Source organism: Hafnia alvei (assembly GCF_964063325.1).
GTDB lineage: Bacteria > Pseudomonadota > Gammaproteobacteria > Enterobacterales > Enterobacteriaceae > Hafnia > Hafnia alvei_B.
On record NZ_OZ061315.1, the window covers coordinates 1,428,117 to 1,448,394 of the forward strand.

The following is a 20,278-nucleotide window of genomic DNA, read 5'->3' on the forward strand; positions in this document are numbered from 1 at the left end:
ATAGAGCGCAGCCGCTTATTTCTTATTCAGCATCGCTTTAAGATCGGCAAACGGATTATAGGTGGCTTCACCCACGTCTTTTTGCGCATCTTCGCCCGCAATCACGGTTGAACCGTATTGATCGGCTTCGGTGTATTTTGAGTGTTCGTGATCGTGGCAATATAAACACAGAAGTTCCCAGTTGCTGCCGTCTTCTGGGTTATTGGTGTGATCGTGATCGATATGATGCACCGTTAATTCACGCAGATTGGAGTACACAAATTCGCGCGAGCAGCGACCGCACACCCACGGATAGATTTTAAGCGCTTTTTCACGGTAGCCAGTTTCTAAACGGGCGTAGTTCTTAGGGATAATGGCCATCGGGGACAAACCTTAACAAGACTGAGGGATATTTCCCTATAGTAGGCGAAGTCGCGGCTCAGGCCAATCTTTGGCAGAAATTATGAGCGAACGTAGATAATAATTCCGGCCAGAATCACTCCGCCAACGCCGCCCAGTGTTAACAGTGCCATTCCTGCGATGATTGCTTTTTTCAGCATGATTATTCTCCTAAATACAATTGCGCCGATTATACCCCGCAGCAGCCTTTGCCTCTAACCATTTTGTAACATTCAAGTCACTTTTCTGATGACTCATATATTCATTATTGTAATAAAAACTAATTTTTTAGTATTTAGTGGAATTTAAGGTTTCAGGAATACTGAGCCACATTGGATTTATGGAGTGGTTTATAGATGACATCAGCGACCAGCAAAACGCGAACATCGCACTATCTGCATGCCGAGCAGAAAAACCGTATTCGTTTATGGCAGCGTCAATGGCTGTGGCGCAGTGAACTTCCAACGTGGTGCGTGCTGATCGCCGTGTATGGCGGATGGGCGCTGGTGGTTTACCACTGGCAGACGCTTGGCAAAGCGGTGGCAACGCCTCTGCTGATACTTATCGTGTGCTGGTATATGTCATTACAGCATGAGCTTATCCATGGGCATCCAACGCGCTGGCCGCGTGTGAATCAGCTGCTTGGCCTGCTGCCGCTGGCGGTCTGGTATCCCTATGGAATTTATCGAGACTCTCATTTAGCCCATCACAACGATGACTCTTTAACGCATCCGCTGGAAGATCCCGAGTCTTACTACTTTGCCGAGTCACGTTGGCTGCACTCATCGGCGCTGTGGCGTGGCGTCATTGCGTGTCGAAATACCTTTTGGGGGAGAGTTTTGCTGGGCCCTGCGCTGGGCATTGGCGCGCTGCTCAAAAATGAGTTAACGGAAATAATTCGCGGCAATGGTAAAAAAGTTGCTATGTGGTTGATTCATCTTTCGTTGCTGGCGTTAGTGCTCTGGATCGCCCAACTCGCGGGGATTTCAGCGTGGTGGTATCTGCTGGCGGTGAGCTATCCGGCCTTAGGACTGGCCATGGTTCGCTCGTTTTACGAGCACCGAGCGGTGGACGAACCCTCAGCCCGTTCTATTATTAATGAAGCCGCATGGCCTTGGCGGCTGCTTTTTCTGAATTTGAACTATCACCTTGTTCATCATGATTTGCCTGGGCTACCTTGGTATGGATTACGTAAAGCCTATCTGGCAGACCGCATCGAGTATCAGCTGCGCAATCACGGATTTGTGGTGCAAGGCTATTCGCAGTGGTGGAGAAATTATGCGTGGCGCTCTGTTGAAGTGACTCAGCATCCCCTAATGGGGCGAGAGGCGCAGGAGTTAACCGAGTTTTCAGGTACTAATAAACACAATAACAATGATGAGGAACCGTTATGGCAGGACATGTATTTGTGGGACGTAAGATTCTGGCATCTTTGGCGTTAATGGGGGCTGCCATGTGCACCGCGCAGGCAGCCGATGCAGTTACGGTGGGTTCCAAAATTGATACCGAAGGTTCACTGTTGGGCAATCTCATTGTGCAAACTTTGGATGCAAACGGCATCAAAACGGTGAACAAAACCCAGCTTGGCACCACCAAAGTTTTACGTGGTGCGATCGCTGCGGGAGAAATTGATATTTACCCAGAATATACCGGCAACGGGGCTTTCTTCTTCGCTGATGAAAAAGATCCCGCATGGAAAAATGCCCAGCAAGGCTATGAAAAAGTGAAGCAGCTAGATTTAGCCAAAAATCAGATTGTTTGGCTGACGCCAGCGCCGGCTAACAATACTTGGAGTATCGCGGTGCGCAACGACGTCGCGCAGCAAAACCATCTGGAATCGTTAGAAGATTTAGGTAAGTGGCTGAAGCAGGGCGGTAAATTTAAGCTGGCAGCGTCGGCTGAGTTTATTGAGCGTCCTGATGCGTTACCGGCCTTTGAAACGGCCTATGGCTTCAAATTGGACCAAGATCAGCTGCTGTCATTAGCCGGTGGAGATACCGCGGTAACGATTAAAGCCGCTGCGGAACAAACTTCAGGCGTTAACGGCGCGATGGCCTACGGCACTGATGGCCCCGTTGCCGCATTAGGTTTGAAAACGCTCAGCGATCCTAAAGGCGTGCAGCCAATCTATGCACCAACGCCAATCGTGCGCGAGGCTACGCTGAAAGCGCATCCCGAAATTGCGACCGTGCTGAAACCGGTATTTGAATCTCTTGATGGCCCAACGCTGCAAAAACTGAACGCCAAAATTGCCGTTGATGGGCAAGACGCGAAGAAAGTCGCAGCAAAATACCTGAAAGATAAGGGATTTGTGAAAGGCTAAAGTGTTTGCCTAGAGTTGCAGACACATATTGATGGCACGTTGTTTTCCAGCCGAAGGAAAAACGGCGAGAACCGTAGGGTGCTTGGAGCACCTCTACGGTGGTGCGTTAAAACACAGAGTTTTGATTGAGGGGACCCGCTTTGCGGGCTGGATAACGGTGCCGAGCCGGGTTGTCAGGGGGCGGCGGTGAGCCCCCTGACATGAACGCCAGCAGGGAATTGAATGTATAGAGGATGCGATAGGCGTTCGTAACACATCAAAACTATTATAAGGGACAGAAATTTTGGTAAAAAACAGAGTCGTGCTCACACTCTGGCTGCTGATGATGTTAGCGCTCTGGCAAATGCCGCTGCTGACGCAGGCGGCAAACCGCTTGGTGTCTGGTACTGGTATGCCGCTAAGGGACATTATTCATGGCTTTGCATGGATTTTGATCCTGCCGTTTCCTGTCTTGCTTATCCTCTGCTTCTGCCCACAAAACCGCTTTTCGCTATGGCTGATTTATCTCGTCAGCGGCGCATTGTTTGCGGGTTTGCTGCTCTTGATTGCATGGCAAGCACATCGGCTAGCCGGCGATGAAGATAGCCTAGTGCGGGTTTCTTTAGGTGGCGGATTTTGGTTTATCGGCGCGTTAAGTTTGCTGAGCGGTGCCGACGCCGTGAGCCGCTTAACCCAACGCAGTGGAATACGCATTTTGGCAGCGCTGCTGATTTTGGCTCCGATACCGATCTTATTACTCAGCGGTGCGCTGGATACCCTTTCGCTGATGAAAGAATACGCCAACCGCGACGATGTTTTTAATCAGGCGCTGGGGCAACATCTCACGTTGCTGTTTAGCACGCTCGCGATGGCGTTACTTATCGGTGTGCCGCTCGGCATTGTTGCTGCGCGCTGTGAAGGACTGCGCAAACCGATGTTTTCAGCGCTGAATATTATTCAGACTATTCCCTCAATTGCGTTATTTGGCTTGTTGATCGCGCCCCTTGCGGGTTTGGCTCAGGCATGGCCATGGTTGGGAAAGCTGGGGATTAGCGGAATTGGTGCTGCGCCGGCGCTGATTGCCTTGGTGCTGTATGCGCTGCTACCGCTGGTGCGTAGCGTGGTGGCCGGCATTGAACAGGTTCCGCAGCCCGTGATTGAGGCCGCGCGCGGCGTGGGTATGACGCCGGGTCAGATCCTACGTAAGGTTGAATTGCCTCTGGCGCTGCCCGTTGTGCTCAGCGGTGTGCGAATTGTGGCGGTTCAAACCGTGGGAATGGCGGTCATCGCCGCGCTGATTGGCGCGGGAGGATTTGGTGCCATCGTTTTCCAAGGCTTACTCAGCAGCGCGTTGGACTTGGTATTGTTGGGGGTTATTCCGGTGGTTGTGATGGCGGTTACCGTGGATACCTTGTTTAAATTTTTAGTTTCTCGAATTGAAGCGACGCGACAATGATTCATTTCAAGCATGTTAATAAATTTTTTGCCGGACGTCCGGCGGTAGAAGACCTCTCTTTGCATATTGCCGAGGGGGAATTTACCGTGCTGATTGGCACCTCTGGCTCGGGGAAATCGACCACGCTGAAAATGATCAATCGCTTAATCGATCATGACAGCGGTGAACTGACCTTCGCTGGACAGGATATCAGTCATTTTAAGCCTGAGGCTTTACGCCGGCGTATGGGATATGCCATTCAATCGATTGGATTATTTCCACACTGGACGGTGGAGCAAAACATTGCCACCGTGCCACAGCTGTTAAAGTGGCCCGCAGCGCGTATTCGCCAGCGTGTGACGGAGCTGATGGAAATGCTGAGTTTGGATGTGGCCGAGTTTCGCCATCGTTATCCGCATCAGCTTTCTGGCGGGCAACAGCAGCGCGTTGGTGTGGCGCGAGCCTTGGCTGCCGATCCGGAAGTTTTGTTGATGGATGAGCCATTTGGCGCGCTCGATCCCGTTACTCGCACCACCTTGCAGCAGGAAATCGCCCGCATTCATACCTTGCTCGGCCGCACCATTGTTTTGGTGACACACGATATTGATGAGGCGCTGAGCCTTGCCGACCGTATTGTGCTGATGGACGCAGGAAAAGTGGTTCAGCAGGGAACACCGCAGGCGTTGCTGAATCAGCCGGTGAATGATTTTGTGCGTCAATTCTTTGGCCATAGCGACGTTGGGATCAAGCTGTTGGGATTAGACGTGGTGGCCTCCCGCGTGCGTCGCGGCGAGCTTCTTTACGGTGAGCCAATTCGTTGCGATCTTAATTTACGTGATGCGATGTCGGTCTTTATTTACCGTCAGGTTGACCGTTTACCCGTTATTGATGAAGCAGGGCAGCCGGTTGGTGTGCTCTATTTTGCCGATTTGGTAAAGAAAACGGAGGCATGATGCAGGGGCAATATCATTCGATAGCCCGGCGCTGGTACTTCGATCCTTTGCTGTGGGGGATCGTGCTGCTCATTGGGCTCAATAGCGGAATGGCGCATATGGGGCAGTTATTTAGTGCCTTATTTCCGGAGCTTTCACGGCCGGTTTATCAGCAAGACAGCTTTTGGTCGCTCACGCTGGCACATGTTTCGTTAGTGGCGATTTCCAGTTTGATTGCCGTAGCGATTGGCGTGAGTGCGGGCTTACTGGTTACTCACCGTGGCGGACGCGAGTTTCGCTCAATGGTGGAAACTATTACGGCGGTGGGGCAAACATTTCCGCCTGTGGCGGTGCTGGCGGTGGCGGTGCCGCTGATGGGCTTCAGCCCAGAGCCTGCGGTGATTGCCTTGGTGCTGTATGGTTTGTTGCCTATTTTGCAGGGAACCATTAGCGGGATTGAATCGGTGCCCGCCGCGGTACGAGAGACGGCCCGAGGGGCGGGAATGAATCCTTGGCAGATCCTGTGGCGAGCGGAAATTCCCTTAGCCGCGCCGGTGATTTTGGCCGGTGTGCGCACCTCCGTCATTATCAATATCGGTACGGCAGCCATTGCTTCAACGGTTGGGGTAAAAACGCTAGGTTCGCCTATTATTATTGGGCTAAGTGGTTTTAACACCGCTTACGTTATTCAGGGCGCATTGCTGGTGGCGCTATTGGCGATGATTACCGACGCGGCGTTCGAGCGCTGGGTAAATTATTTAACACGTTGGCGACAGGTGCCACCGTCGACAGAGGGATGATAAACATGCGGGTTTCGTTGCCGATGTATGGAATCAATCGCGATGATGTAGAGCTGCTCTGGCAGGGGCTTTCTCGCTGGTTGGCGCAGGAGGGCGAAGATGATTTGCCGCCCCATTTGTGCTGGCCGGACGATCTCTATGCGCATTGGCAGCAGCCTGATTTATTGCTCAGCCAAACCTGCGGCTATCCGCTACAGGAAACATTGAGTGCAAAAGTCGATGTGGTGGGCGTTTTCCGCTATCGCGCCCCAGGGTGTGAAGGTAACGATTATCGTAGTTTTTTAGTGGCGAGAAAACAGGACGCCGGTGCCGATATTGGTTCGTTTTTAGGCCGTAAAGCGGCGTATAACAGCGAGGATTCCCAGTCCGGCTACAATGCGTTGCGCTCGGTGATTGCACCCTTGGCGCATCATGGACGCTTTTTTGCCAGCACGTTACAGACCGGATCGCACCGTGCCTCTCTGTTGGCGATTAAACAGGGCGACGCCGATATTGCCGCCATTGACTGCGTGACGCTGGCGCTGCTGCAAAAAGCAGAGCCGCAATGTATGAGTGGTTTGAAGATTATTGGCGAAACGCCACCGGCACCCGGTTTGCCGTTAATTACCGCGGCGGGAAATGAAACGCGTTTGCTGCGTTTGCGCCGTGCGCTGAAAAAAATGGTGGAAGATCCGTCGATGGCGGCGGTGCGATCGCGTTTATTGATTAGCGGCTTTAGCCCAATATCCCTGCATGAATATCAGCGTTGTACCGATATGAAACTGCGGGCAGCCGCGCTAGGCGTGACGCGGCTGTAATATCTTTTGCGAACTTAGCGTTTTTGCAGCCAGCGATCGAGCTGGTTAGCGAATTCTTGTCTATCGCGCTGATGCAGCGTGGCAGGGCCGCCGGTTTGTACACCGCTGGCGCGCATGGTATCCATAAAATCACGCATGTTTAGGCGTTCTTTGATGTTGGCTTCGGTATAAAGCTCGCCGCGAGGATTTAACGCCACGCCGCCTTTTTCCAACACTTCGGCTGCCAAAGGAATATCTGCGGTGATGACTAGGTCACCGGGATTGACGCGGCGCACAATTTCGTTATCCGCAACGTCAAAACCGGCTTCAACGCGCAGGCTGCGAATAAAGCGCGATGGCGGGGTGCGGATGGTTTGGTTTGCGACCAGCGTGACAAAAATCCCGACGCGATCGGCGGCGCGAAACAATACCTCTTTGATCACGTTTGGGCAGGCATCGGCATCGACCCAAATTTGTTTTGCTTCTGACATTACTCTTCCTTTAGCCAGTCTTGAACCGGCAAAAAATCACGCTCAAGCGCGGCCTCTGGTGAATTTGGCTCAGGGTGGAAATCATATTCCCAGCGAACCAGCGGCGGCATCGACATTAAAATAGACTCGGTTCTTCCCCCAGTTTGCAGGCCAAACAGCGTACCGCGATCCCATACCAAATTGAATTCAACATAGCGGCCACGACGATACAGCTGGAATTGACGTTCGCGTTCATCGAAGGGGGTGTCTTTGCGTTTGGCCACAATAGGCAGATAGGCGGCGTTAAAACCGTTTCCCACGGCCTGCATGAAATCAAAGCAGCGATCGAAATCAGGGGTATTTAAATCGTCAAAGAACAGGCCACCCACGCCGCGTGATTCTTGACGATGTTTGATAAAGAAATATTCATCGCACCACTTTTTATAGCGCGGATAAACCTCTTCGCCAAACGGCTGACACAGATTGCGTGCGGTGCGGTGCCAATGCAGTACGTCTTCTTTGAAAGGATAAAACGGGGTGAGATCGAAACCGCCGCCAAACCACCATACGGGCTCTTCGCCCTCTTTTTCAGCGATAAAAAAACGCACGTTAGCATGGCTGGTGGGCACATAAGGATTGAGCGGATGGATCACTAACGATACGCCCATCGCTTCGAAACTGCGTCCGGCTAATTCAGGACGGTGTGCGGTGGCTGAGGCCGGGAGTTGCCCGCCGGTAACGTGGGAGAAATTGACGCCGGCCTGCTCAAATACGGCACCCTGAGTCAGTACCCGGCTGCGTCCGCCACCACCGGCCTCGCGCTGCCAGTTATCCTCACGAAACGCAGATTGCCCATCGGCGGCAGCAATTTGCTGACAAAGAGAATCCTGCAGGTTCAGCAAAAAAGCTTTTACCTGCGCAGAAGAAGGCTTGCTCATGACGTTTTCCGCTACATTGCTCAATGAAATAAAATGCATCTAATGATGCAAATAAGGGCGCCAGTATAGCGGAAAACGGGGCTTCTCTGTGGGATTAACTTCCCACGTTATCTTGCCAAATTAACTCGGGCGCCGACGCTCGTGGGCATCGAAATAGTCGAGGTATTTCATGATGCCGTTAGCGATAGCCTGCGAAATCTGCTGGCGGAAGGCCGTTGAGGTTAATAGCTGTTCTTCCTGATGATTGGTGATAAACGAAGTTTCAACCAACACAGAGGGGATCGACGGTGATTTTAAAACTGCAAATGCGGCCTGTTCGGTATGCTGGCTGTGCAGATGGTGCACCGGTTTAATATGGTCTAACAGGTGACGGCCTAACGTGAGGCTATTCTTGATGGTGTCGGTTTGCACTAAATCGAATAACACCTGCTGAAGATAATTATTATCTTCATCGGCGTATTTAGCCCCTGCCACTTTGTCGGCATCGTTTTCACGCTGCGACATATATTTTGCCATCGTGCTGCTTGCGCCGCGGTTGGAGAGGGCAAACACCGATGCGCCCGATGCGGTTGGGCTGGTGAATCCATCGGCGTGGATAGAGACGAACAGATCGGCCTGATGCTGATGGGCAATTTCTACCCGCTTATATAGCGGAATAAAGAAATCATCTTCACGCGTCATTTTAACGTCAATATTGCCATGTTCGCGCAGATGGTCGCGCACGTAGTGGGCAATCTCTAACACCACATGTTTCTCTTTGGCTCCTTGATGCCCCACCGCTCCAGGGTCGATACCGCCGTGACCCGGATCAAGCATGATGACCTTGCGTGCGCCCGGTGCTTTTTTTGCCGGTTTTGCCGTCAAGGCTGTGCTGCTGGCGGAGGCCGTGTCGACTTTACTTCCCGCCAGCGCCATTGCCGCCAATCCAGACAGGAGGAACTGACGACGGGAAGTATATTTAGGCAATAAACGGAAGTGGGAGAAATTCTTCATGTGATGAATGATTCATTAGCCATTGATAACAAACAGAGGCTGAATAGTAACGCGTCGCAGCCGCAATGATCGAGTTGAGAACTATTTCGAACTGTTACCTTGTTTGAGGCTGTTCATAGAACGGTACTTTACTGCTTTACAGCGCTGTGTTTGTTATTCATTTTGATGTTCTATTCGATATTGAAGATGCATAGGCCATCGCGATGAAATCTAATTCTGCTGATAACGCTGTTAACTCGCTGTCTGTTGTTCTTTCTCGTCGTGACTGGGAAAACCCTGTTTGCACGCAATATCGACGTTTACCGGCCCATCCGCCTTTTAATAGCTGGCGCAACACGCAGGATGCGCAAAACGATCGGCCTTCGTTGCAGCGGATTTCACTGAATGGCGTCTGGGCATTTAGCTATTTTAACCAACCTGAACAGGTGCCAGAGTCTTGGCTGCATGCGGATTTAGACGAGGCTGATGCGTTACAGGTGCCGTCTAACTGGCAAATGGCGGGCTATGATGCACCTATCTATACCAACATCACCTATCCGATCCCGGTCAATCCTCCGTTTGTGCCACAGCAAAACCCAACGGGGTGTTATTCGCTTGCGTTTAGCGTGGATGACGCGTGGCTGAAGCAGGGGCAAACACGGGTTATTTTTGACGGCGTAAATTCTGCTTTTTATCTTTGGTGTAATGGTCAATGGATTGGCTATTCGCAGGATAGCCGCCTGCCCGCCGAGTTTGATCTCACCCATGCATTGCATACCGGGGAAAACCGGCTGGCGGTGTTGGTGCTACGTTGGAGCGACGGTACCTATCTTGAAGATCAGGATATGTGGCGCATGAGCGGTATTTTTCGTGATGTGACGCTGCTGCATAAACCTGCCACACACCTGTGCGATGTTCAGATTAGTACGCATTTGGGAGCCGGCTTTTATCACGCCGATCTTGAGGTTTTGGTGCGGCTGAATCGTCCTGAACCGAGCTATTATGCCCGCGTACAGCTATGGCGAAACGATCGCTGCGTTGCCGAACATCAGCAGGCTATCGGCAGTGATGTTGTGGATGAGCGTGGAGCCTATAACGATCGCACCACGCTGCGTTTGCGAGTGAAAAAACCTCTGTTGTGGAGTGCGGAAGAACCTCATCTCTATCGTGCGGTGGTTTCACTCTGTGACGAGCAGGGCGGCGTTGTTGACGTTGAAGCCTATGACGTTGGGTTTCGGCAGATAGAAATCAGCCATGGGCAGCTCAAACTGAACGGTAAGCCCTTGCTGATACGCGGCGCCAATCGTCATGAGCACCATCCTGAGCAGGGACAGGTGATGGATGAAGAAACCATGCGCCGCGATATTATTTTGCTCAAGCAGCACAATTTTAATGCAGTGCGCTGTTCCCATTATCCCAATCATCCGCGGTGGTATCGGCTGTGTGACCAATATGGATTGTACGTGGTGGATGAGGCCAATATCGAAACGCACGGCATGATCCCGATGAATCGGTTAAGTGACGATCCGGTTTGGTTTAATGCGATGAGCGAACGCGTGACGCGTATGGTGCAGCGCGATCGTAACCATCCATCGATAATTATCTGGTCGCTAGGGAACGAATCTGGCCACGGCTGTCATCATGATGCGCTTTATCGCTGGGTAAAAAGTAACGACCCGACTCGGCCCGTTCAATATGAAGGTGGGGGTGCCAATACTGCCGCCACCGATATTCTTTGCCCGATGTATGCGCGTGTGGAGCAGGATCAGCCGCACCCAACCGTACCCAAATGGTCAATTAAAAAGTGGGTGGGGCTGCCGGACGAAGCGCGTCCGCTGATCCTGTGTGAATATGCCCACGCGATGGGTAACAGCTTGGGTGGATTTGATCGCTATTGGCAGGCATTTCGTAAGTATCCGCGTTTGCAGGGTGGCTTCGTGTGGGATTGGGTCGATCAGGCGTTGACTAAAGTGGATGAAAAAGGCGAAGCGTATTGGGCCTACGGGGGAGACTTTGGTGATACGCCAAACGATCGCCAGTTTTGTCTGAATGGTTTAGTGTTCCCCGACAGAACGCCGCATCCAGCGTTGTTTGAAGCCCAGCGTGCGCAGCAATTTTTCCAGTTCCGGTTGGTCGAACAAAACCCGCTCAGCGTAGAAATCACCAGCGAATATCTGTTTCGAACCAGCGATAACGAACAGCTATTTTGGAACGTCGCGCAGGATGGAAATATTCTGGCGACGGGCTGTATCGCGCTCAATCTGTTGGCGGAGGCTTCGCAGCACATCGTGTTAGGCGAGATGCCTGAGGTAACGTCTTCAGGTGAACTGTGGCTTAACGTAGAAGTACGTCAGCGTGAAGCAACGCCGTGGTCTGAGGAAAATCACCGCTGCGCGTGGGATCAGTGGCGGTTGACGCAGCCACTCGCTCTTCCTACGGCTGATGAAGCGTGCGGCATAGCGCCTCGCTTGGAGATGTCTGGCGATGAGTATTGCGTTATTTGGCAGGATCAGCGCTGGCAGTTTAACCGCCAAACCGGTTTTCTTGAACAGTGGTGGCAGGCTGGCAAAGCCACGCTGTTAACACCGCTGCAAGACAACTTTACGCGTGCGCCGTTGGATAACGATATTGGCGTGAGTGAAGTGGCGCGCATCGATCCCAACGCGTGGGTTGAACGCTGGAAGAAAGCGGGCATGTACGCATTGGACGTTCAGTTGTTGCAATTGACTGCGGATGTAGTTTCTCAAGGCATTCAAATCACGACAGAGCATGCTTACCATAGCCAGCAAGCGGTGTTGTTTATCAGTCGAAAAACTTATCTTGTCGATCGTCAGGGCAAGCTGCATATCACCGTGAAGGTGGATGTGGCCCACGGCATACCCGCACCTGCACGCATTGGCTTAAGCTGTCAGGTCGCTGAAGTGGTGGCAGATGCCACATGGCTGGGGCTTGGCCCACACGAAAACTACCCTGATCGGCAGCTTGCCGCGCAGCACGGGCGCTGGACGTTACCGCTTGCTGAACTGCATACCCCTTATATTTTCCCTAGCGAAAATGGACTGCGCTGTCATACGCGCCAGCTGGAATTTGGCAACTGGCAATGGCTGGGAAATTTCCATTTTAGCCTGAGTCGATTCAGCCAGAGACAGCTGATGGAAACCTCTCATCAGCACCGATTACATGAAGAACAGGGCGTATGGGTTAACATTGATGGCTTTCATATGGGCGTTGGCGGGGATGATTCATGGAGCCCCAGCGTGAGCCCAGATTTCCTGCTCAGCGATCCGCATTATTGCTATTCGCTGGTTTGGTTCGCCGATATGCCAGCATCCGTTGGATAAGCCCATGGAAACAGTAAGATAACTTTTTCGTTGCGTATCGAAGGATTCCGGCGATAATTAGGTATTAATACAAATAATTACGGTCAGAATCATGGAAATCCGCGTTTTTAAACAAGCTGATTTTGAAGAAGTTACTACTCTATGGGAGCGCTGCGATCTGCTGCGCCCGTGGAACGATCCGGAAACGGATATTGAGCGTAAGCTCAATCACGACGCGGATTTGTTTCTCGTCGCAGAGGTCGGCGGTGAGGTGGTGGGGACCGTCATGGGCGGTTATGACGGCCACCGTGGCACGGCGTATTATTTGGGCGTTCACCCTGATTTTCGCGGCCGTGGCATTGCCAATGCGCTGATTAGTCGCCTAGAGAAAAAGTTGATCGCCCGCGGCTGTCCAAAGATTCAAATCTTGGTCAGTGAAGAAAATGATGCGGTTATCGGCATGTATGAGAAGCTGGACTACGAAACGCAGGACACGCTGTGTCTGAGCAAAAGACTGATTGAAGATCACGAATACTGATCGCGCTTGCTGGGCTCGTTATTTTGCTAAAACACGATAACGAGCTGAAACGTCTAGTTTATTTCTTATGAGTGGCTATGCTCCATCGCACCTATTCCCCTGATGATTTTAATACCCACGGCATGTTGCGCTTACCGTGGGCGTTTTGGCTGGTTTTGATATTACAGGCTAAAACCTGGTTTTTGTTTGTGGTAGCGGGGTCATCGCGCCAGCAAGGCGCCGATTTGTTGGCGCTGTTTTACCCCGATCGCGGTTTATTTTGGAGTGGAATGCTGGTTGGTCTTCCGGCCGCTTTGGGCTTTTTATTGAGCGGGCGACGTCATTTATGGAAAGGCCTTTGGAAAAGCTGGCGTTGGATTTTAATCCTCACTACGCTGGCGCAAATGGGGCTACAGGCCGTGCCTTTCTGGACCAACAGCAATGATGTCACGTTGCTCTCTTTAGCTATTTTATTGTTGGATCTGCTGGCGGTGGCCTATTTGCTGTTTAATTCCCGTCTGAGTGATAGTTTCAAGATCAGCGAATCATTTAAACCCGAGACCTAGGCGCGGATGACGCGTTTAGGTGAAATTAGGGAAAAGTTTTCGGCACTTTTTCCTCGATGTGCACTCCAACCAGCCAGATAAACTTTTTCGGGCGTGCTGACCACGACTCGATACCAAGGAGCATTCGCATGAATTTTCGTCCTCTGTTGTTGGCAGTTCCGTTGTTATTAACGGGCTGCTCTACGATGAGTCATATGTCATGGTCCAGCTTGTCACCGCTAAACTGGTTTGGTAGCTCGGTAGAGGTGAGCGACATGGGCGTTGCAGGTATCAATGCCAGCACGCCGCTAAACGAAGCCGATATCAATAAGGCGTTAGATAATGATTATCGCCTGCGTTCTGGTATGGGCACGCGTAACGGAACCGTCACCTCGTTTTATCAGGCGCTGGACGGCGACACGCTGGTGATGACCATCAGCGGCGACGACAAAGGCACCGTGAAACGCGTTAACGTTGAAAACGACGCGATTAAAACGGCATGGGGCGTAAAAATAGGCACGCCGTTTAGCGATCTTTATGAGAAAGCCTATGGCGTGTGCCAGAAAGGTCAGGGCGATAACGCCAATGACGTGGAATGCGTGGCCAAAGAGAGCCGCCACGTGAGCTATCTGTTCAGCGGTGAATGGCATGGGCCAGAAGGCTTAATGCCGTCTGACGATACGCTGAAAAATTGGAAGATTACGCAGATTGTTTGGCACGCCAACGCGATCTAAATTCTTTCGTTCTACGTGACAGCCTGCCTTTTGAAAGCGCCGATTTGAATGTTTAAAACCGGCGCTTTTCCTGACTAAATACCTCTTTTTTGTTCTGAATTCTTGCTTTTTAGCAAGGCAACGCCCTCGGCATAGCGTAAACTACGCGCAATTAAATCGCGCTGAAGTGAACGACGTTAGCTTTGAGTGCGGCAAATCAGTCAAAAAGGGAGATGACGTTTAATGTCTCAGCCACAAAGCGGTATTTTATTAGAGCATTGTCGTTTTGGTATTTTTATTGAAGCCATGGTGCAAGGCGATCTTGATGCAGTACGTCAGGGATGCAAAGCCTTTGTCAAAAGCTTGGAAGAGCTGCAAGCGCAATATCCTCAGGAACGTTTAGGCGCGGTTATCGCTTTCGGTAACGATGTTTGGCGCGATCTTTCCGCAGGCGTTGGCGCTCCAGATCTGAAACCTTTTACCCCACTCGGCAAAGGTTTAGCTCCGGCAACCCAGCGTGACCTGCTGATCCACATTCAGTCTTTACGCCATGATATTAACTTCTCTTTAGCTCAGGCCGCGCTGGCTGCCTTTGGTAACAGCATTCACGTTGAAGAAGAAGTGCACGGTTTCCGCTGGGTTGAAGAGCGCGATTTGAGCGGCTTTATTGACGGCACCGAAAACCCGAAAGACGAGCAGCGTCCTATCGTGGGCGTTATCGGCAATGACGACGCCGATGCGGGCGGTAGCTACGTATTTGTGCAGCGCTGGGAGCACAACCTTAAGCAATGGGGTCGTTTCAGCACTGAGCAACAAGAGCAGATTATCGGTCGTACTAAGCACGACAGCGAAGAGCTCGATCCAGAATCACGCCCAGATACCTCACACGTTAGCCGTGTTGACCTGAGCGAAGATGGCAAAGGCCTGAAAATTTTGCGTCAAAGCCTGCCATACGGCACCGCAAGCGGCGCACATGGTTTGATGTTTATCGCGTATTGTGGCCGTTTGCATAATATCGAAAAACAGCTGCTGAGCATGTTTGGTGACTTAGACGGCAAGCGCGATCAGCTGTTGCGCTTCAGTAAAGCGGTAACCGGTAGCTACTACTTTGCGCCGTCGTTAGATCGCTTGATGTCGCTGTAATCCATATCAAACCGCCTGCTTCCGCGGGCGGTTATTTTTCTCACATTCATCCTTAATTTCTCCCTCACACCGCCATTCTAAAATGCCTTATAGCGTTTGATGCTTTCTGAGTCCCAAACGATATATAAAACCGTTACAGGTTAGCCTCTAGTTATAAATACACTAACAGTCATAAAGACGACATGCGTGGTCGTTTTCACAGACTGACTGAAGGTGAACGATGAAACTGAATAAGCTCAAAGGATGGACGCTGGCGACGTTGCTGATTTCTGGCGGAGCGCCGGCGGCTGAACTGCTGAATAGCTCTTATGATGTTTCTCGCGAGCTGTTTACCGCACTTAATCCGGCTTTTGAAACGCAATGGCAGAAAGAGGGAAATCCTGCGCTGACCATCAAGCAGTCTCATGCGGGTTCGTCTAAACAGGCTTTGGCTATCTTGCAGGGGCTACGTGCGGATGTTGTGACCTACAATCAGGTGACCGATGTGCAGATCCTGCACGATCGCGGCAATCTGATCCCCGCAGACTGGCAGGCACGCCTGCCGAATAACAGCTCACCGTTCTATTCCACCATGGCGTTCTTAGTGCGTAAGGGAAACCCGAAGCAGATCCATGATTGGAACGATCTGGTGCGCAGCGATGTGAAACTGATCTTCCCTAATCCAAAAACCTCGGGTAACGGGCGTTATACCTATCTTGCCGCATGGGGCGCAGCGAATTTGAGCGATGGTGGCGATCAGGCCAAAAGCCGCGAGTGGATGAAACGTTTTCTTGGCAACGTAGAAGTTTTTGACACCGGCGGCCGGGGTGCCACGACGACGTTTGTAGAACGTAATTTGGGCGACGTGCTGATTAGCTTTGAATCGGAAGTGAAAAACATTCAAAAACAGTACGGTGACGCGGGCTATGAGGTGATAGTTCCTCCGGTCGATATTCTGGCGGAATTCCCCGTTGCGTGGGTGGATAAAAATGTTGAGCGTAACGGTACCGAAAAAGCCGCTAAGGCCTATTTGAACTATCTCTATTCGCCTGAGGCACAAAAAATTATCACCAGCTTCAACTACCGCGTGTATGACAAACAGGCGATGGCTGCGGCCAAAGGGCAGTTCCCTGAAACCAAGCTGTTCCGCGTTGAGGATCAGTTTGGTAGTTGGCCGAAAGTGATGCAAACGCACTTCGCCACCGGCGGTGAGCTTGACCAACTGTTAGCAGAAGGGCACCGGTAATGTTGTTGTCTCGCGCTGCACCGAAAAGGGTTTTGCCCGGCTTTACCCTGAGTCTGGGCAGTAGCCTGCTGTATACCTGTTTAATTTTGTTGTTGCCGTTAAGCGCGCTGGTTATGCAGCTCGCGCAGATGACGTGGCAGCAGTATTGGGATGTGATCACCAACCCACAGGTGGTGGCCGCCTATAAAGTGACTTTGCTGGCGGCGGGCGTTGCCAGCGTATTCAACGCGATATTTGGCATGCTGATGGCATGGATCCTGACGCGCTACGAGTTCCCTGGGAAAACCCTGTTGGACGGGCTGATGGATCTGCCGTTTGCTTTGCCAACGGCGGTGGCCGGGTTAACGCTGGCAGGTTTATTTTCGACTACGGGTTGGTATGGGCAATGGCTGGCGATGATTGATATTAAAGTCGCTTTCACATGGCTCGGCATTGCCGTCGCGATGGCCTTTACCAGCATTCCGTTTGTGGTGCGTACCGTGCAGCCTGTGCTGGAAGAACTCGGGCCTGAGTATGAAGAGGCCGCGCAGACGCTAGGCGCTTCACGCTGGCAGAGCTTCCGCAAAGTGGTGTTTCCCGAAGTAGCGCCTGCGCTGTTAGCGGGAACCGCGCTGTCGTTCACCCGTAGCCTCGGTGAGTTTGGCGCGGTGATTTTCATTGCGGGCAATATTGCATGGAAGACGGAAGTGACGTCGCTGATGATTTTTATCCGCCTGCAAGAATTTGATTATCCGGCGGCGAGCGCGATTGCCTCGGTTATCTTAGCGGCATCGCTGCTGCTGCTGTTTAGCATTAACACGTTGCAAAGCCGCTTCGGCAAACGTATTGGGGGGCATTAATGGCTGACTTATCTGCATGGCAAGGCAACAGCCAACAACTGCGCCCCAAGATCGACTGGTTGAAATGGTTTTTGATCGGCAGCGGCGTGCTGCTTTCGGTGCTGTTGTTGCTGGTGCCGATGATTTCAATCTTTGCTTTGGCGTTTTCTGAAGGCGCTGGCGTGGTGTGGAAGAATCTCAGCGATCCCGACATGCTGCATGCGATTTGGCTTACGGTGCTGGTGGCGTTGATTACGGTTCCGGTCAATCTGGTGTTTGGTACGCTGCTGGCATGGCTGTGCACGCGCTTTGTGTTTCCTGGTCGCCAGCTGTTGCTGACGTTGATTGATATTCCTTTTGCGGTTTCGCCGGTGGTGGCGGGGCTGCTCTATTTACTGTTTTACGGATCGAACGGTCCATTGGGTGGCTGGTTGGATGCGCATGACATTCAACTGATGTTCTCGTGGCCGGGCATGGTGTTAGTCACGGTATTTGTAACCTGTCCGTTTGTGGTTCGCGAGCTGGTGCCGGTGATGATGAGCCAAGGGAGTCACGAAGATGAAGCGGCGGTGCTGCTGGGGGCTTCTGGCTGGCAGATGTTTCGCCGTGTGACGCTGCCGAATATCCGTTGGGCGCTGTTGTATGGCGTGGTGCTGACTAACGCGCGTGCGATTGGTGAATTTGGTGCGGTGTCGGTGGTTTCAGGTTCGATACGTGGTGAAACTTATACGCTGCCGCTACAGGTTGAATTGCTGCATCAGGATTACAACACCGCCGGGGCGTTTACCGCCGCTGCGCTGTTGACGCTGATGGCGATTGTAACGTTGTTCTTGAAAAATATGCTGCAATGGCGCTTGAACCGACAGGTGGTTCACGCTGCGCGGGAGGACGTGAAATGAGCATTGAGATTAAACAGGTCAACAAATACTTTGGCCGTACCAAAGTCCTGAACGACATTTCTCTGACCATTCCGTCTGGCCAGATGGTGGCGCTGCTTGGCCCATCGGGGTCGGGTAAAACCACGCTGCTGCGAATTATTGCCGGCTTAGAAGGGCAGAGCGGCGGACAGCTCAGCTTTAACGGTAATGACGTAAGCCGTCTGCATGCGCGCGATCGCCGTGTGGGTTTTGTCTTCCAGCATTACGCCCTGTTTCGTCATATGAGCGTGTTTGATAACGTAGCCTTTGGCTTAACGGTGCTGCCGCGCCGCGAGCGTCCGTCAACGGCGGCGATTAAACAGAAAGTGGAACAGTTGCTGGAAATGGTTCAGCTTGCCCATCTGGCCGATCGTTTTCCTTCCCAGCTCTCCGGTGGACAAAAGCAGCGCGTTGCTCTGGCGCGCGCGTTAGCCGTTGAGCCTGAAATTTTGCTGTTGGATGAACCGTTTGGCGCACTGGATGCACAGGTGCGTAAAGAGCTGCGCCGCTGGTTACGTCAGTTACATGAAGAGCTGAAATTCACCAGCGTGTTTGTGACTCACGATCAGGAAGAAGCCATGGAAGTGGCGGATCAGATCGTGGTGATGAGCCAAGGGAATATTGAGCAAATTGGCTCGCCTGACGACGTGTGGCGTGAACCTGCCAGCCGATTTGTGCTGGAGTTTTTAGGCGAAGTGAATAAAGTCGATGGCGAAATTCGTGGTTCGCAGATTTACATCGGTGAACATCATTGGCCTTTGGCCTTTTCGCCGTTGCATCAAGGCAAAGTCGATATGTTCCTGCGCCCGTGGGAAATGGAAGTCAGCTTGCAGGCTAATGCACGTTGTCCGTTACCCGTTCAGGTCTTGGAAGTGAGTCCACGCGGACACTATTGGCAGCTTACCGTGCAGCCGCAGGGCTGGCATCCTGAACCTATCAGCGTGGTGATGCTGGAAGGCAATGGTACACAGGCGCCCAAACGCGGTGGTCGATATTTTGTGGGTGGGCTGAATGCGCGCTTGTATGCGGGCGATACGCCCTTGCAACCGGTAGCGCTGGCTAAAAGTGCTTAGACCCTTTGGCCTCTCCCCGTCCTTTTCTTCGAAGGGCGGGGATTTAGATTATGCCCCTTCAACATCTCTGCTTTTGCATTACACTAAACTTCTCATCTTTTTGGCTAAATAGGTAACCGCCCGTGAGTTCTCTGGAATCTTGTATTGGAAACACGCCTTTAGTGCAGCTGCAGCGGATGGCTGCGGGCACGGGGAGTGAGGTCTGGGTCAAACTGGAAGGTAATAATCCGGCTGGCTCGGTGAAGGATCGCGCGGCGCTGTCAATGATTCAACAGGCTGAACTGCGCGGCGAGATTAAACCGGGCGATACCCTGATTGAGGCAACCAGCGGTAATACCGGTATTGCGTTAGCGATGATTGCAGCGCTGAAAGGCTATCGGATGAAACTGCTGATGCCGGAGAATATGAGCCAAGAGCGACAGGCGTCGATGCGTGCATACGGTGCCGAGCTGATTTTAGTTAGCCGTGAACAGGGCATTGAGGGCGCTCGCGATCTGGCCCAGCAAATGGCCGATCGCGGTGAAGGTATGATCCTCGATCAGTTTAATAATGCGGATAACCCGCTGGCGCATTTTACCACCACCGGGCCTGAGATTTGGCAGCAGATGCAGGGTAAGGTGACGCATTTCGTGTCGAGTATGGGCACTACGGGCACAATTACCGGCGTTGGCCATTTCTTAAAGCAGCAGAGCGATACGGTGAAAATCGTCGGTCTACAGCCTTCTGAAGGCTCAAGCATTCCGGGGATCCGCCGTTGGCCGCAGGAATATCTGCCGGGAATTTATCGCCCAGAACTGGTGGATGAGGTGATGGATATGTCACAGCAGCTGGCGGAAGAAACCATGAAACGCTTGGCGCGCGAAGAAGGGCTGTTTTGCGGCGTGAGTTCGGGTGGTGCTGTCGCTGGAGCGCTGCGTGTAGCGCAGGAAAATCCGGGGAGCAAAGTGGTAGCGATTATTTGTGACCGAGGCGACCGCTATTTATCGACAGGCGTGTTTGGCTAA

Annotated in this window: 20 protein-coding genes; 16 read left to right on the forward strand and 4 right to left on the reverse strand. The window is 52.1% G+C overall.

Annotated elements, in window-relative coordinates:
* Positions 1-15: 15 nt before the first annotated feature.
* Positions 16-360, reverse strand: coding sequence for an HNH nuclease YajD (gene yajD / locus AB3Y96_RS06775; RefSeq protein WP_004096236.1), 345 nt, complete (start codon positions 358-360; stop codon positions 16-18).
* Between the two features lie 374 nt (positions 361-734).
* Between yajD and AB3Y96_RS06780 the strand changes: the two genes are divergently transcribed.
* From AB3Y96_RS06780 to AB3Y96_RS06805, 6 genes are all read left to right on the forward strand, one after another.
* Complete coding sequence (locus tag AB3Y96_RS06780) at positions 735-1,820, forward strand: fatty acid desaturase (protein WP_367298800.1); 1,086 nt, start codon at positions 735-737, stop codon at positions 1,818-1,820.
* Positions 1,769-2,701 carry an ABC transporter substrate-binding protein gene (locus AB3Y96_RS06785; protein WP_072308094.1) on the forward strand — a complete coding sequence of 311 codons (933 nt, stop codon included), beginning with the start codon at positions 1,769-1,771 and terminating at the stop codon, positions 2,699-2,701. The genes AB3Y96_RS06780 and AB3Y96_RS06785 overlap by 52 nt, the downstream gene beginning before the upstream one ends.
* A gap of 280 nt (positions 2,702-2,981) precedes the next feature.
* Positions 2,982-4,136 (forward strand): ABC transporter permease, encoded by a 1,155-nt coding sequence (locus tag AB3Y96_RS06790; RefSeq protein WP_072308095.1) that lies wholly within the window; start codon positions 2,982-2,984, stop codon positions 4,134-4,136.
* Positions 4,133-5,068, forward strand: coding sequence for an ABC transporter ATP-binding protein (locus tag AB3Y96_RS06795; RefSeq protein ID WP_367298801.1), 936 nt, complete (start codon positions 4,133-4,135; stop codon positions 5,066-5,068). Before AB3Y96_RS06790 ends, AB3Y96_RS06795 begins: the two co-directional genes overlap by 4 nt.
* Positions 5,068-5,847, forward strand: coding sequence for an ABC transporter permease (locus AB3Y96_RS06800; RefSeq protein ID WP_367300285.1), 780 nt, complete (start codon positions 5,068-5,070; stop codon positions 5,845-5,847). Before AB3Y96_RS06795 ends, AB3Y96_RS06800 begins: the two co-directional genes overlap by 1 nt.
* 5 nt (positions 5,848-5,852) lie before the next feature.
* Positions 5,853-6,644 (forward strand): phosphate/phosphite/phosphonate ABC transporter substrate-binding protein, encoded by a 792-nt coding sequence (locus AB3Y96_RS06805; RefSeq protein ID WP_367298802.1) that lies wholly within the window; start codon positions 5,853-5,855, stop codon positions 6,642-6,644.
* Positions 6,645-6,658: 14 nt separating this feature from the next.
* Here AB3Y96_RS06805 and AB3Y96_RS06810 read toward each other — a convergent pair whose 3' ends face one another.
* From AB3Y96_RS06810 to amiA, 3 genes are all read right to left on the reverse strand, one after another.
* Positions 6,659-7,114, reverse strand: a complete 456-nt coding sequence (locus AB3Y96_RS06810; RefSeq protein ID WP_025800755.1) for a YaiI/YqxD family protein — start codon at positions 7,112-7,114, stop codon at positions 6,659-6,661.
* Complete coding sequence (gene hemF, locus AB3Y96_RS06815) at positions 7,114-8,031, reverse strand: oxygen-dependent coproporphyrinogen oxidase (RefSeq protein WP_367298803.1); 918 nt, start codon at positions 8,029-8,031, stop codon at positions 7,114-7,116. Before hemF ends, AB3Y96_RS06810 begins: the two co-directional genes overlap by 1 nt.
* Positions 8,032-8,151: 120 nt before the next feature.
* A complete protein-coding gene (gene amiA, locus AB3Y96_RS06820; RefSeq protein WP_367298804.1) occupies positions 8,152-9,024 on the reverse strand; it encodes an N-acetylmuramoyl-L-alanine amidase AmiA in 873 nt (290 codons plus the stop codon).
* A gap of 203 nt (positions 9,025-9,227) precedes the next feature.
* Here amiA and AB3Y96_RS06825 point away from each other — a divergent pair, with 203 nt between their 5' ends.
* From AB3Y96_RS06825 to cysM, 10 genes are all read left to right on the forward strand, one after another.
* Positions 9,228-12,344, forward strand: a complete 3,117-nt coding sequence (locus AB3Y96_RS06825) for a beta-galactosidase (RefSeq protein ID WP_367298805.1) — start codon at positions 9,228-9,230, stop codon at positions 12,342-12,344.
* Positions 12,345-12,435: 91 nt separating this feature from the next.
* A complete protein-coding gene (locus tag AB3Y96_RS06830; RefSeq protein ID WP_025800759.1) occupies positions 12,436-12,861 on the forward strand; it encodes a GNAT family acetyltransferase in 426 nt (141 codons plus the stop codon).
* Between the two features lie 77 nt (positions 12,862-12,938).
* A complete protein-coding gene (locus AB3Y96_RS06835; protein ID WP_367298806.1) occupies positions 12,939-13,406 on the forward strand; it encodes a DUF2919 domain-containing protein in 468 nt (155 codons plus the stop codon).
* A 128-nt stretch (positions 13,407-13,534) separates the two neighbouring features.
* Positions 13,535-14,119, forward strand: coding sequence for an RpoE-regulated lipoprotein (locus AB3Y96_RS06840; protein ID WP_367298807.1), 585 nt, complete (start codon positions 13,535-13,537; stop codon positions 14,117-14,119).
* A 222-nt stretch (positions 14,120-14,341) separates the two neighbouring features.
* Entirely contained in the window at positions 14,342-15,241 is a 900-nt protein-coding gene (locus AB3Y96_RS06845; RefSeq protein WP_046449813.1) for a Dyp-type peroxidase, read from the forward strand.
* Positions 15,242-15,461: 220 nt separating this feature from the next.
* On the forward strand, positions 15,462-16,466 hold the full coding sequence (locus AB3Y96_RS06850; RefSeq protein ID WP_367298808.1) for a sulfate ABC transporter substrate-binding protein: 1,005 nt from the start codon (positions 15,462-15,464) through the stop codon (positions 16,464-16,466).
* Positions 16,467-16,468: 2 nt separating this feature from the next.
* Positions 16,469-17,305: a sulfate/thiosulfate ABC transporter permease CysT gene (cysT, locus tag AB3Y96_RS06855; RefSeq protein ID WP_175421593.1), complete on the forward strand. Its 837-nt coding sequence runs from the start codon at positions 16,469-16,471 to the stop codon at positions 17,303-17,305.
* A complete protein-coding gene (gene cysW / locus AB3Y96_RS06860) occupies positions 17,305-18,183 on the forward strand; it encodes a sulfate/thiosulfate ABC transporter permease CysW (protein ID WP_046449816.1) in 879 nt (292 codons plus the stop codon). Before cysT ends, cysW begins: the two co-directional genes overlap by 1 nt.
* Positions 18,180-19,274 carry a sulfate/thiosulfate ABC transporter ATP-binding protein CysA gene (gene cysA / locus AB3Y96_RS06865; protein ID WP_063585598.1) on the forward strand — a complete coding sequence of 365 codons (1,095 nt, stop codon included), beginning with the start codon at positions 18,180-18,182 and terminating at the stop codon, positions 19,272-19,274. The genes cysW and cysA overlap by 4 nt, the downstream gene beginning before the upstream one ends.
* Before the next feature lie 122 nt (positions 19,275-19,396).
* Positions 19,397-20,278, forward strand: a complete 882-nt coding sequence (cysM, locus tag AB3Y96_RS06870; RefSeq protein WP_367298809.1) for a cysteine synthase CysM — start codon at positions 19,397-19,399, stop codon at positions 20,276-20,278.